The sequence below is a fragment of the Nocardioides sp. Z50_6 genome, from assembly GCF_058215755.1.
This window is the reverse complement of sequence record NZ_JBZAJB010000006.1, coordinates 25,029-37,477: the sequence shown is the minus strand read 5'-3', so window position 1 is coordinate 37,477 and position 12,449 is coordinate 25,029. Positions and strand designations below refer to the sequence as shown.

Annotated in this window: 12 protein-coding genes; 3 read left to right on the top strand and 9 right to left on the bottom strand. The window is 73.4% G+C overall.

What is annotated here, in order from left to right:
- The first annotated feature begins 86 nt into the window (after window positions 1-86).
- Window positions 87-1,316: a PucR family transcriptional regulator gene (locus AC4BGE_RS14575; RefSeq protein ID WP_490569412.1), complete on the top strand. Its 1,230-nt coding sequence runs from the start codon at window positions 87-89 to the stop codon at window positions 1,314-1,316.
- Between the two features lie 28 nt (window positions 1,317-1,344).
- On the top strand, window positions 1,345-2,988 hold the full coding sequence (locus AC4BGE_RS14570; RefSeq protein ID WP_490575745.1) for an ABC-F family ATP-binding cassette domain-containing protein: 1,644 nt from the start codon (window positions 1,345-1,347) through the stop codon (window positions 2,986-2,988).
- A gap of 4 nt (window positions 2,989-2,992) precedes the next feature.
- On the opposite strand, the gene AC4BGE_RS14565 is transcribed toward AC4BGE_RS14570, so the two are convergent.
- The 3 genes from AC4BGE_RS14565 to AC4BGE_RS14555 all read right to left on the bottom strand — a co-directional run bounded on the left by AC4BGE_RS14565 (window position 2,993) and on the right by AC4BGE_RS14555 (window position 4,934).
- Window positions 2,993-3,280 carry a DUF1905 domain-containing protein gene (locus AC4BGE_RS14565; protein ID WP_490569622.1) on the bottom strand — a complete coding sequence of 96 codons (288 nt, stop codon included), beginning with the start codon at window positions 3,278-3,280 and terminating at the stop codon, window positions 2,993-2,995.
- 50 nt (window positions 3,281-3,330) lie between these two features.
- Window positions 3,331-3,750, bottom strand: coding sequence for a BLUF domain-containing protein (locus tag AC4BGE_RS14560; RefSeq protein WP_490569410.1), 420 nt, complete (start codon window positions 3,748-3,750; stop codon window positions 3,331-3,333).
- Between the two features lie 323 nt (window positions 3,751-4,073).
- Entirely contained in the window at window positions 4,074-4,934 is an 861-nt protein-coding gene (locus AC4BGE_RS14555) for a nucleoside hydrolase (protein ID WP_490575744.1), read from the bottom strand.
- Window positions 4,935-5,020: 86 nt separating this feature from the next.
- Between AC4BGE_RS14555 and AC4BGE_RS14550 the strand changes: the two genes are divergently transcribed.
- Window positions 5,021-6,373 (top strand): carotenoid oxygenase family protein, encoded by a 1,353-nt coding sequence (locus tag AC4BGE_RS14550; RefSeq protein ID WP_490575743.1) that lies wholly within the window; start codon window positions 5,021-5,023, stop codon window positions 6,371-6,373.
- 14 nt (window positions 6,374-6,387) lie between these two features.
- Here AC4BGE_RS14550 and AC4BGE_RS14545 read toward each other — a convergent pair whose 3' ends face one another.
- From AC4BGE_RS14545 to AC4BGE_RS14520, 6 genes are read right to left on the bottom strand one after another with little or no spacing between them, the layout of a single operon-like run.
- The gene (locus AC4BGE_RS14545) at window positions 6,388-7,353 is read right to left on the bottom strand and encodes an alpha/beta hydrolase (RefSeq protein WP_490575742.1); all 966 of its coding nucleotides are present in this window, start codon (window positions 7,351-7,353) and stop codon (window positions 6,388-6,390) included.
- A gap of 17 nt (window positions 7,354-7,370) precedes the next feature.
- Window positions 7,371-8,522: an acyl-CoA dehydrogenase family protein gene (locus tag AC4BGE_RS14540; RefSeq protein ID WP_490575741.1), complete on the bottom strand. Its 1,152-nt coding sequence runs from the start codon at window positions 8,520-8,522 to the stop codon at window positions 7,371-7,373.
- Between the two features lie 4 nt (window positions 8,523-8,526).
- On the bottom strand, window positions 8,527-9,771 hold the full coding sequence (locus tag AC4BGE_RS14535; protein ID WP_490569405.1) for an acyl-CoA dehydrogenase family protein: 1,245 nt from the start codon (window positions 9,769-9,771) through the stop codon (window positions 8,527-8,529).
- Between the two features lie 13 nt (window positions 9,772-9,784).
- Complete coding sequence (locus AC4BGE_RS14530; protein WP_490575740.1) at window positions 9,785-10,864, bottom strand: phosphotransferase family protein; 1,080 nt, start codon at window positions 10,862-10,864, stop codon at window positions 9,785-9,787.
- The gene (locus AC4BGE_RS14525; protein WP_490575739.1) at window positions 10,861-11,670 is read right to left on the bottom strand and encodes an SDR family oxidoreductase; all 810 of its coding nucleotides are present in this window, start codon (window positions 11,668-11,670) and stop codon (window positions 10,861-10,863) included. The genes AC4BGE_RS14530 and AC4BGE_RS14525 overlap by 4 nt, the downstream gene beginning before the upstream one ends.
- Entirely contained in the window at window positions 11,670-12,422 is a 753-nt protein-coding gene (locus AC4BGE_RS14520; RefSeq protein WP_490569402.1) for an SDR family oxidoreductase, read from the bottom strand. Before AC4BGE_RS14520 ends, AC4BGE_RS14525 begins: the two co-directional genes overlap by 1 nt.
- Window positions 12,423-12,449 lie beyond the last annotated feature (27 nt).

Below are 12,449 nucleotides of genomic sequence, written 5' to 3'. Positions count from 1 at the left end.
CGGAACGCCCAAACATGCTTGGAGCAGTGGCCTCAATTAGCGGTTGGGGCTGGTCAGGATTGTGCAGACAGTGCGACGGTGCATGCATGCGTGCCACCGCCCTCAACTCGGCCCAGGAGGCGCTCCACGACGCCTGGGCCCTCCTGCTCGACCAGTCGGACGTGATCGCGGACAGCATCACGCTGACCCTCTTCGAGCGCGACCAGGAGCTGTGGGAGCGGATCGGACCCGAGTTCCGCGCCGACGTCAGGTCGAGCACCCGCCAGCACATCCGCCGCGGCCTGCGGATCCTCTCGGCACACCGTGATCCCGACGACCAGCCGGGCGGGTCGGAGAACGCCGTCGAGCTGTGGCGCGACACCGGCCGGCGTCGGGCCCGTCAGGGCGTGCCGCTCGAGCTGGTGCTCAACGCCTACACCCTGGGGGCGAGGATCCTCTGGGAGGCGCTGGTCACCCGGGTCTCGGCCGACTCCTCGATCGAGGTCGACGACCAGGTGCTGCTGATGGCGGCGCGCACGGTCTGGACCAACCTGGACGTGCAGAACGCGGTGGTGATCGACGCCTACCGGCGGGAGAGCTCGCGGATCCAGCGCCAGGACCTGCAACGCGAGCAGAGCGTGCTCGACGGTCTCATCGAAGGCCGCGGGGCCGACCCGCTCTTCGCCGACGAGGCCCGCGCCGCGCTCGAGATCGGACCCGACGACGAGATCGCGTGCGTGGTCGCCATGCACGACGGGGCGGAGGCCAGCGACGCCCTGGTGCCGGTCGAGGACCGGCTCGACCGGCTCGGGGTCGCCGCCCGGTGGCACGTGCGCTCCGGCGTCTACTACGGGCTCCTCTCCGGGCGGCTGCCCGACGAGCCGGGACTGGTGGAGCTCTTCGCGCCCCACGCCCCGGGTCGCATGGGCGTGGCGGTGAGCACCGACGGGGTGGCCGGCTTCGCGACCGCGTTCCAGCTGGCGCACCGGGCCGCGGAGACCGTGCCGCGCGGCGTACGGCGGGTGGTGGCGGTCTCCGAGCGGCTGCCCGAGGTGCTGCTCGCCGGCAGTCCCCAGGTGGCGCCCCGCCTGCTCGCCGAGACGCTCGGCCCGATCCTGGCGCTGCCGCGGGCGCAGTCCCAGACGCTGCTGGAGACCCTCACCGCGCTGCTGCACCACGACGGCTCCCCGACCCATGCGGCGGCCGACCTCTACTGCCACCGCAACACGGTGATCTACCGGATGAAGCAGATCGAGCAGCTCACCGGCCGCTCGTTGACCGACCCCCGCGACAAGATGCTGCTGGGCCTGGCCCTGATGGCCGGCGGTCGCAGCTGAGCCGTCGGCGTGACCTACCCTTGCGCGCATGGAGACGCGCGGCACGCTGGTCGCCAAGGGCCTGTCCGGCGGCCACGGCCACCGGGTGCTCTTCGAGGGCCTGGACCTGACCGTCGCGCCGGGCGACGTGGTGGGCGTGGTGGGTGCGAACGGCGCCGGGAAGTCCACGCTGCTGCGGCTGCTCGCCGGACAGGCGACCCCGGTGGCCGGCACGGTGAGCACCGCGCCCGCCGACGCGTTCGTGGGGTGGCTGCCGCAGGAGCACGAGCGGGTCGAGGGCGAGACCGTGGCGGCCTATCTCGCCCGGCGCACGGGTGCCGCGGCCGCCACCGCCGCGATGGAGGAGACGGCCGCCCAGCTGGGCAGCGGGATGCCCGGCGCCGACGACGCCTATGCCGTGGCGCTGGACCACTGGCTGGCCTGCGGTGCCGCGGATCTGGAGGACCGGATGCCGTCGGTCCTGGCCGAGCTGGGGCTGGAGACCGGCCCGGACGCGCTGATGACCTCGCTGTCCGGGGGACAGGCCGCGCGGGTGGCACTCGCGGCGCTGCTGCTGAGCAGGTTCGACGTGGTGCTCCTCGACGAGCCGACCAACGACCTCGACCTCGACGGCCTGGCCAGGCTGGAGTCCTTCGTCCGTGGCCTGCGGGCCGGGGTGGTGCTGGTCTCCCACGACCGTGAGTTCCTGGCCCGGTGCGTCACCCGGGTGGTCGAGCTGGACCTGGCCCAGCACCGGGTGGCGGTCTACGACGGCGGCTACGACGCCTTCCTGGAGGAGCGGGCCGTGGCCCGGCGGCACGCGCGGGAGGCCTACGAGGAGTTCGCCGACAAGAAGGCCGACCTGCAGTCGCGGGCGCGGACCCAGCGCGAGTGGAGCTCGCAGGGCGTGCGCAACGCGATGCGCAAGTCCCCGGACAACGACAAGATCCGCCGGCGTGCGCAGAGCGAGTCGAGCGAGAAGCAGGCCCAGAAGGTGCGCCAGATGGAGTCGAGGATCGCTCGGCTGGACGAGGTCGAGGAGCCCCGCAAGGAGTGGGTGCTCCAGTTCGACATCGCCGCCGCACCCCGCTCCTCGAGCGTGGTGGCGACCCTGGACGGCGCGGTCGCGCGCCTGGGGGAGTTCGTCCTCGGGCCGGTCTCGCTCCAGGTCGGCGCCGGCGACCGGGTCGGCATCACCGGCCCCAACGGAGCCGGCAAGACCACGCTGCTGCGCCTGCTGCTGGGTCATCTGTCGCCCGACGAGGGCCGCGCCTCACGGGGTGCGAGCGTCGCGGTGGGCGAGATCGACCAGGCCCGCTCCGGGCTGGCCGAGGAGCTGCCCCTGGGCGACGCCTTCGAGGCGGCGGTGCCCGAGCTGGCCTCGGGGGAGGTGCGGACCCTGCTCGCGAAGTTCGGGCTCAAGGCCGACCAGGTCAGCAGCGAGGTCGGTCGGCTCTCCCCGGGCGAGCGGACCCGGGCGGCGATGGCGCTGCTGCAGGCCCGCGGGGTCAACCTGCTGGTGCTCGACGAGCCCACCAACCACCTGGACCTGCCGGCGATCGAGCAGCTGGAGCAGGCGCTGGACTCCTACGACGGGACCCTGCTGCTGGTCTCCCACGACCGGCGGCTGCTGGAGAACGTCAGGCTCGACCAGCGCTGGCAGGTGGAGGCCGGCCGGGTCACGGCGGGCTGAGCCCTCAGCCGCGCCCGACCCGCAGGGCGGCGCCGAGCACCTGCCCGGGCTCGATCCCCTCGGCCCGCCGCACCACGTCCTTGAGCGGCAGCAGGTAGCGGCCGTCCTTGGGGAAGAGACCGGTGGTGAACTCGGTCTCGCCCACCCGGACGACGACCGGCACCTGGCCCCAGTACTCCAGCCCCTTGGCCGCCATCTTGATGTCGTCGCTCTCGTCCTCGGGGACGGCGAGGAAGTAGAAGGGCGCCGGTCCGCGCCACTCCACGACCGGCCCCTCGAACTCGAACTCCATCGCGGCCACCTCGGGAGTATGGCGCTCCCGGGGCGTGGGGGGCCAGACGCTCAGAGCACGGGACGGCTGAAGGCGCGCAGCAGGTGGTGGGGTGCGCTGTCGCCGGGCACCGGCCGGCCCGCCCGGACGTCCTGGACGAAGGTGGAGAAGCCCTCGGTGTCCTCGGGGGTGGCCCCGTCGAGGTCGCGGAAGCTCATCGCCCAGTCGGGGAAGGCCCGCTCGGTGATCTCGTTCTCGAAGCCCACGTAGATGCCGCGGTGCCGCCGGTCGCGGCAGATCCGGTCGAAGGTCGATCGGACCTGCTCGGCCGGCCCTTCGAGCGCCTGGGCGAAGCTGGCGTCGTGGTAGAGCAGCATCCCGGTGATGTCGGTCGCGGCGTTGCTGGCCCGGGCGGCGGCGAGCAGCTCCTTGAGGTCCCCGGGGGAGAAGCGGGCGGTCGCGGAGCTGAAGTAGGTCAGGCTGAGAAGCATGCGGTCCTCGAGTCGGGGAGGGCGGGGGCGCCGGGCCGATCCTCTCCCGGGGGCGAGGCCCCGTGCAGGGCATTGGCCCGATTGCGCGGGTGCAGCGCTGGTCACCGTCCGGTCAGGGCCGACCTCAGGCGAGGGCGAGCTCCCGGGCGATGCTCCACGCCACCGTCGCGGCGTCGCCCAGCGCGCCGGCCACCGTCACGGAGGAGCCGGCCCGGCCATCGCCCGCGGCCCAGGTGCGGGCGAGGCCGGGGACCTTGTTCTGACGGCTGGGCTTGCCGCCGACAGTGGCGTACGCCTGTCGGTCCGCCCGCCCGGGGACTCCCTCAACGGGAGTGCTGGACGGCGTCGGCGAAGGCCTCCACCACTGCGGGACCGTCCGCCGCGGTGACCACGTCGACGACGGACCCGGCCTGCGGGTGCGGCGCAGGAAGCAGGCGTCGTCCCACGACGGCCATGCGGGTCCTGGTGACCTCGAAGAGCTCGGGGTGGGTCAGGAACACCAGTGCGCCGGCGTCACCGAGCAGGTGGCGGCGCCGGACACCGAGCAGCTCACCGGCGAGGCGGGCCGCGGGCGCCGGCGCGTGCTGCAGCCGCGCGAGGAGTCCCGGGGGGACAGTGACCGTCTCGAACAGGTCGACGGGGTACACCGTGGTGGGGGTCCCGGCCTCGAGCACGGCCAGGGTGGCAGCCGGGTCCTGGCCCACGTTGAACTCCGGCTCGTCGTCGGCGACCAGCTCGCCGCCGACCAGCACGACCCGGGCGACGCCGCCGCGGGCTGCGTAGCGCGCGACGTTCGTCAGCGGAGCGCAGGCGGCCACCGTGAGCGGACGAGCCGACGTCAGCGCGTCGAAGAGCGCCAGCGCGTCCGGGTGCGGCTCGCGCACCCGGTTGGCCGGCCTCACGGTGACACCCCCCAGTCCGTCGGGCCCGTGGTTGGTAGGCCCGACGCGGGGGCCGCCTCCCTGCGTCGAGGCGGACGCGCCGACCCCGACCGGGACCGAGGCTTCGCCGACGGCCGCCAGGACCGCCGCGGCGTTGCGAGCAGCCACCTGGACCGGCACGTTCCCGACCACGGCCGACACCCCGGCGACGTCGAGGCGGGCGGACGCCGTCGCGTACAGGATCGCCAGGGCGTCGTCGATCCCGGTGTCGACGTCGAGAAGAACCCTGGTCGGCGAGGCCATCCGGCCAGCCTACGGATTGACGCGTCGCGGACGAGGGGTGTCTAGTGGTGGGATCGGCACGGCGGCCCGATGCCAGGGAGCAGACGATGACGGCAACGATGTACCTCGACGGCAACTTCGCGCCGGTGGCCACGGAGGTGACCGCCACGGATCTCGAGGTCACGGGTGCGGTGCCGCCGGGTCTGGCGGGCAGGTACATCCGCACCGGGCCGAACCCGTTCGCAGCGCAGGCCGACACCTACCACTGGTTCGCGGGCGACGGGATGGTGCACGGCGTCGACCTGCACGACGGACGGCCGCGCTGGTACCGCAACCGCTGGGTGCGCAGTCCGGAGGTCAGCGCGCACCTCGCCGAGTCACCGGTGCCCCACGAGGACGGCGGGTGGTACTCCGGCTCGGGCAACACCAACGTGTTCGCCCACGCGGGCCGGATCCTGGCCGTGACCGAGGGGTCGCTGCCCTACGAGCTGACGGGCGACCTGGAGACGGTCGCCACGCGCAACTTCGGGGGCCCTCTCCCTGCCGGCATCAACGCTCACCCCAAGTTCGACCCGAGCACCGGTGAGATGCACGTGATGAGCTACGGGTTCGACGACCCCGCGTTGCGCTATCACGTCATCGACCCCGGCGGGGCGCTCGTCAGCACCGTCGAGGTCGGTCTTCCGGCTCCGGTCATGCTCCACGACATGGGCCTGACCGCCTCCCGGGTCGTGCTCTTCGACCTGCCCGTGCTCTTCGACCTGGAGCTCGCCCTCCAGAGCGTGGCCCTGCCCTTCCGCTGGCGCCCCGACAACGGGGCCCGGGTCGGGCTCCTGCCCCGCACCGGCACCGGGTCCGACGTCGTGTGGATCGACGTGGAGCCGTGCTTCGTCTACCACCCCCTCAACGCCTTCGACCAGGGTGACCGGGTGATCGTCGACCTGGTGGTGCACGACCACGCCTTCGCCGAGGACGGCGAGGCCGTGACCGATCGCTCCCGTCTGGAGCGCTGGACGATCGACCCGGCCTCACGCAAGGTCCTCACCGAGACGATCGACGAGCGCGGCACCGAGTTCCCACGCGGGGACGAACGGCTCACCGGCCGCCGTCACCGCTACGGCTACACGATCGGCGCATCCGCGGTACGCGACCTGGGCGCCCTGGGCGAGGACCCTCGGACCACGGTGCGCAAGCACGACCTCGTCGGGGGCACCACCGTCGAGATGGACCTGGGCCCCGGCCGCATCGCCAGCGAGATGGTGTTCGTCCCGGCCGACAGCGCCGGTGGCGAGGACGACGGTTGGCTCCTGGGCTACGTGTACGACGCCGCGCGCGACGCCAGCGACCTGGTGATCATCGATGCTCACGACTTCGGACGTCCGGTGGCCACGGTCCACCTGCCGGCCCGGGTGCCGCAGGGATTCCACGGGAGCTGGATCCCCGACTCCGCCCTTGCCTGAGCCCCCGATGGGCCTCAGGCCCCGGGGTGGATGACCTGCCGGAACATGGCACAGGTCTTCTCCACGGCGGCCTGCGCGGCGGAGGAGTGGCGACCCATGTCGACGAAGCCGTGGATCAGCCCGTCGAACTCCTCGACCAGCACCGGGACGCCGGCGGCGGCCAGGGCCTCGGCGTAGGCCGTGCCCTCGTCGCGCAGCGGGTCGAACTGGGCGACCACGACCACGGCCGGCGCCACACCGGCCGTCTCGCCGCGCAGCGGGGAGAGCCGGGGGTCGCTCAGGTCGGCGAAGTCGCCCACGTAGTGCTGGGCGAACCAGAGCATCGTCGGCTCGTCGAGGAAGTAGCCCTCGGCGTTGGCGGTGCGCGAGGGGAGCTCGGAGAGCAGGTCGGTGCCGGGATAGATGAGCAGCTGGCCGGCCAGCCCGATCCCCTCGTCGCGGAAGGTCTGCGCGACCACGGCCGACAGGTTGCCGCCGGCCGAGTCGCCGGCCACCGCCAGCACGTCGCTGCCACCCAGGTCGGCGAGGTGCTCGCCGGCCCAGCGGGCCGAGGCAAGGGCGTCGTCCACCGCGGCGGGGAAGGGGTGCTCCGGGGCCAGCCGGTAGTCGACCGAGACCACCACCGCGTCGCACAGGGTGGCGATGGTCCGGCAGGTCAGGTCGTGGGTGTCCAGGTCGCCGACCACCCACCCGCCGCCGTGGAAGAAGACGACGGTGGGCAGCTCGCCGGCGTGGGGGCGGTAGACCCGGGCGTCGCGCTCGCCGTCGCCGCCCGGCACCCGGATCTCGCGCACCGACTCCACCTGCGGCACCGCCGCGGGATCGCGGAGGTCGACGGTGAGCGTGCGGAACATCCGGCGCGCCTCGTCGGGGGTGACCTCGTGCATCTTCGTGCCGGCGCTGTCCATCAGGGCCAGCAGCCCGGCGAGCTGGGGGTCCAGCCCGGGGTCGCGGTCCGGTGCGGCGGGGATGTCGGTCATGGCGGCTCCTCGGTGGTTCAGGTGAATGCGTTGATACCGGTCTCGGCCCGGCCGATCAAGAGCTTCTGGATCTGGCTGGTGCCCTCGTAGAGGGTCATCACCCGGGCGTCGCGCAGGTACTTCTGCGCCGGGTACTCGTCGACGTACCCCGCGCCACCGTGCACCTGGGTGGCGTTGTTGGCGGCCCGTACGGCCGCCTCCGAGGCGTAGAGCTTGGCCTTGGAGGCCGCCACCCCGAACGGCTCGCCCCGGTCGATCAGGTCGGCGCAGCGCCACACCAGCAGCCGTGCCGCGTCGGCGTCCAGGGAGATGTCGGCGATCAGGTCCTGGACGAGCTGGAACGCCGCCAGCGGCTTGCCGAACTGGGTGCGCTGCTGGGCGTAGGACACCGACGACTCCAGGCACCCCTGGACGATGCCGACGCAGCCGGCCGCGACCGAGACGCGGCCCTTGTCCAGGGTGGCCATCGCGATCCGGAACCCCTGACCCTCCTCGCCGAGCAGCGCGTCGGCCGGCACCCGGACGTCGTCGAGGAAGAGCTCGGCGGTGGCCTGGCCCCGCAGCCCGAGCTTGCCGGTGATCTCGCGGGCCTCGAAGCCGGGGGAGTCGGTCGGCACCAGGAAGGCGCTGATCCCCTTCGGCCCGGGGCCGCCCGTGCGGGCGAAGACCAGCGCGACGTCGGCCCAGGTGCCGTTGGTGATGAAGAGCTTGCGCGCGTCGATCACCCAGTCGTCGCCGTCGCGGCGGGCCCGGGAGGTCAGGTTGCCCGCGTCGGAGCCGGTGTCGGGCTCGGTCAGCGCGAAGCAGCCGAGCAGCTCACCGGTCGCGATGCCCGGCAGCCAGCGCTGCTTCTGCTCCTCGGTGCCGGCGGCCAGGACCGACTTGCCGACCAGGCCGTTGGAGACCGAGACGATGCCGCGCAGCGCGGAGTCGGCCCGGCCCAGCTCCTCCATCGCCAGCACGTAGGTCAGGTAGTCGCCGCCGAGGCCGCCGTACTCCTCGGGGATGGTCAGCCCGAAGAACCCGAGCTCGCCCATCTTGGCGATGATCGCGGTGTCGACCGACTCGTCGCGGTCCCACTGCACCCGGTGCGGCACCGCCTCGCGCTCGAGGAACTCCCGGGCCAGAGCCCGGAACCCCTCCTGCTCCGGGCTCAGCGACAGGTCCACGACGTCAGCCCTGGGTGCGGGCGGCCACGCGCGCCATCTCGGCCTTGGCCAGCGAGTTCTTGTGCACCTCGTCGGGACCGTCGGCGAACCGCAGGGTGCGGATCCCGGCGAAGGAGGCGGCCAGCGGGAAGTCCTGGGAGAGGCCGCCCGCGCCGTGCACCTGGATCGCCCGGTCCAGGATCTCCTGGACCACCTTGGGGGTGGCGATCTTGATCGCCTGGATCTCGGTGTGCGCGCCGCGGTTGCCGACGGTGTCCATCAGCCAGGCGGTCTTGAGCACCAGCAGCCGCAGCTGCTCCACCGCGACCCGCGACTCCGCGATCCACTCCCGCACCACGCCCTGCTGGGCCAGCGGCCGGCCGAAGGCCACCCGCGACCCGGCCCGCTCGCACATCAGCTCGATCGCCCGCTCCGCGATCCCGATGGAGCGCATGCAGTGGTGGATGCGCCCCGGCCCGAGCCGGGCCTGGGCGATCGCGAAGCCCGCCCCTTCCTCGCCGACCAGGTTGGCCACCGGCACCCGGACGTCGGTGAACCGCAGCTCGGCGTGCCCGCCGTGCTCGTGGTCGTCGTAGCCGAGCACGTGCATCGGCCGGACCACCTCCAGGCCCGGGGTGTCGCGGGGGACCAGCACCATCGACTGCTGCCGGTGCCGGGACGCCTCGGGGTCGGTCTTGCCCATCACGATGAAGATCTCGCAGTCGGGGTTCATCGCCCCGGTGATCCACCACTTGCGGCCGTTGATCACGTAGTCGTCGCCGTCGCGCACGATGGAGCACTCGATGTTGGTGGCGTCGGAGGAGGCGACGTCGGGCTCGGTCATCGCGAACGCCGAGCGGATCCGGCCGTCGAGCAGCGGCTCCAGCCACCGCTCCTGCTGCTCCGGGGTGCCGAACATGTGCAGCACCTCCATGTTGCCGGTGTCCGGCGCGGCGCAGTTCATCGCGGCGGGGGCCAGGTTGCCGCTGCGGCCGCTGATCTCGGCGAGGGGGGCGTACTGGAGGTTGGTCAGGCCCGCGCCGTGGCCCTGCTCGTCGGCGGAGACCGGCAGGAAGAGGTTCCACAGGCCACGCCTGCGGGCCTCGCTGCGCAGCTCGTCGAGCACCGGCGCCTGGGTCCAGGCGAACGGGTCGTCCAGGGCGGCCAGCTCGGTCTCGAAGCGCTGCTCCGCGGGGTGGACGTGGGAGTCCATGAAGGAAAGGAGCTCGTCCTGGAGCTCGCGGGTGCGGTCGTCGAAGGTGAAGTCCATGAGGGCTCTCTCGTTAGGAGGTGAGGTCGGCTCGCCCGGTGGCGGCCGCCAGGCCGGCGGCCAGCAGTGGCTCGACGGCGTCGCCGATGGCGTCGAAGCCGCCGCCGACCGTCTGACCCGCCTGGTGGCGGTGGTGGATCCCCTCGAGGATCACCGCGAGCTTGAGGTGGGCCAGGCCCAGGTGGAAGTCCATGTCGCCGCCGGGACCGGCCGTCTCGCGACCGCCCGCCGCGACGTAGGCCGCCAGCTGCTCGTCGGGGCTGGGGTAGCCCGGCGCGGTGCTGGCGTCGGCGAGCGGCAGCTCGCCCACGAGCCGGGGGAGGCTGTCGTAGGTCAGCAGCAGCGCCAGGTCGGTGAGCGGATCCCCGAGGGTGGCCATCTCCCAGTCGACGACCGCCTTGACCGGCTGCTCGTCCTCGGCGACCGAGAGCAGGTTGTCGAGCCGGTAGTCGCCGTGCACGATGCCCGCCGCGCCCTCGGCCGGCACGTGGGCGGCCAGGTGGGCCAGCAGCCGGTCGGCGTCGGGCAGGTCGCGGGTCCTCGACCCCTCCAGCTGCTTGCCCCACCGGCGCACCTGGCGCTCCAGGAAGCCCTGGGGGCGGCCGAACTCGGCCAGCCCCACCTCGGCCGGGTCGACGGCGTGCAGGGCGGCCAGCACCTCGATCATCGCGCCGGCCAGGTGGGCGGTGCGCTCGCTGCCGAGCTCGCGGAGCTGGGCGGCGCTGCGGTACGGCGTCCCGGCGACCCGCTCCATCACGTAGAACGGGGCGCCCAGCACGCTCGCGTCGGCGCACAGGGCGAAGGTGGCCGGCACCGGGACGTCGGTGCCGGCGAGGGCGCTCATCACCGTGTGCTCGCGGCCCATGTCGTGGGCGGTGGCCTGCACGTGGCCCAGCGGCGGCCGGCGGACGATCCACCAGGCGTCCCCGTCGGTGACCTCGTAGGTCAGGTTGGACTTTCCCCCGGCGATCAGCCGGGCGCCGAGCCCGGCGAACCGGTCCGCGGCCAGCTGGTCGGGCCGCTGGGCGGCGTACCAGGCGCCGAACGCGTCGAGGTCGAGGCCGGGCAGGGCCTCGTGCTGCAGCTCGGTCATGAGGAGGCTCCCGTCATCTGGTCCAGGCCGGCCTGCAGCCGCCGCATGCCGCGCAGCCAGCGCTCGTTCTGGGTGGCCCGGGCGGCGTAGTAGTCGGCCACCTCGGGGTGGGGGAGGACCAGGAACCGGTCGTCGGCCAGCGACGACACCCAGGTGTCGGCGACCTGCTCCGGGGTCAGCGCCACGTCGCGGGTGAGCAGGTCCTTGAGCGGACCGGACTGCTCCAGCATCCGGGTCTGGACGCCCTGGGGGCAGATCGCCTGGACCGTGACGCCGCGATGGCCGTAGGTGGCCGAGAGCCACTCCGCGAAGCCGACCGCCGCGTGCTTGGTCACCGAGTAGGGCGCGCTGCCCAGCATCGTCAGCAGTCCCGCCGCCGAGGCGGTCACCACGAACCGGCCGCCGCGGCCGTCGGCCAGCCAGGCGGGCACCAGGGCGCGGGCCGCCCGGACGTGGGCCATGGTGTTGACCTGGAGCATCCGCTCCCAGACGGCCTCGTCGGCCTGGAGGCTGTCGAGTCCGCCCTCGTGCGCGGAGTCGATGCCGGCGTTGGCCATGAACACGTCGATCCGGCCGAGCGCCGAGCGCGCGGTCTCGACCAGGCTCGCGACGCCCTCGACCGAGGCGCAGTCGCCGGGCGCGGCGGTGCCGCCGATCTCCGCCGCGACCGCCCGGGCGGCGTCGGCGTCGAGGTCGTTGACCACCACGCGGGCGCCCTCGGCGGCCAGCCGGCGGGCCAGGGCGGCGCCGATGCCGTGACCGGCGCCGGTGACCACCGCGCCGGCGCCGTGCAGCGGCCCGCCCATCAGACGCCGCCGGTGAGGGTGAGACCGCCGTCGATGACCAGGTTCTGCCCCGTCATCCAGCCGGCCTCGTCGGAGAGCAGGAAGGTCACCACGCTGCCGATGTCGTCGGGCACGCCGAGCCGCTTGAGCGGGTAGGCGGCGGCGACCTCCTCCTCGCGGCCCTCGTAGAGAGCACTCGCGAAGCGGGTCTTGACCACCGCGGGCGCCACCGCGTTGACCCGGATGCGGGGGCCGAGCTCGACCGCGAGCGACTCGGTGAGGCTGATCAGGGTGGCCTTGCTGGCGCCGTACATCGAGATGCCGGGGGCCGGCTTGGTGCCGGCCACCGAGGCGATGTTGACGATCGAGCCGCCGTGCTCGGCCATCCAGGCGCGGTAGACCTCCTGGACCCAGCCGAGCGCGGAGACGACGTTGGTGTCGAGGATCTTGCGGGCGGCGTCGAGGTCGAGCTCGACCAGCGGTCCGTACGCCGGGTTGATGCCGGTGTTGTTGACCAGCAGGTCGACGCTGCCGAAGGTCTCCAGCGTGGTGGCGACCGCCTCCGCGCGGTGGGCCGGGTCGGCCGCGTTGCCGGCCACCGCGATGGCCTTCTCCGGGCCGCCGAGGGCCTCGACGGCCTCGGCCAGCGCCTCGGGCTTGCGGGCGGTGACGCAGACCCGCGCCCCCTCGGCGACGAGCCGCTCGGCGACTCCCAGCCCGATGCCCCGGCTGGCTCCGGTGACGATGGCGACCTTGCCGGTGAGTCCGTTCAACGTGTTCTCCTGCGAGATGGTGGGGGA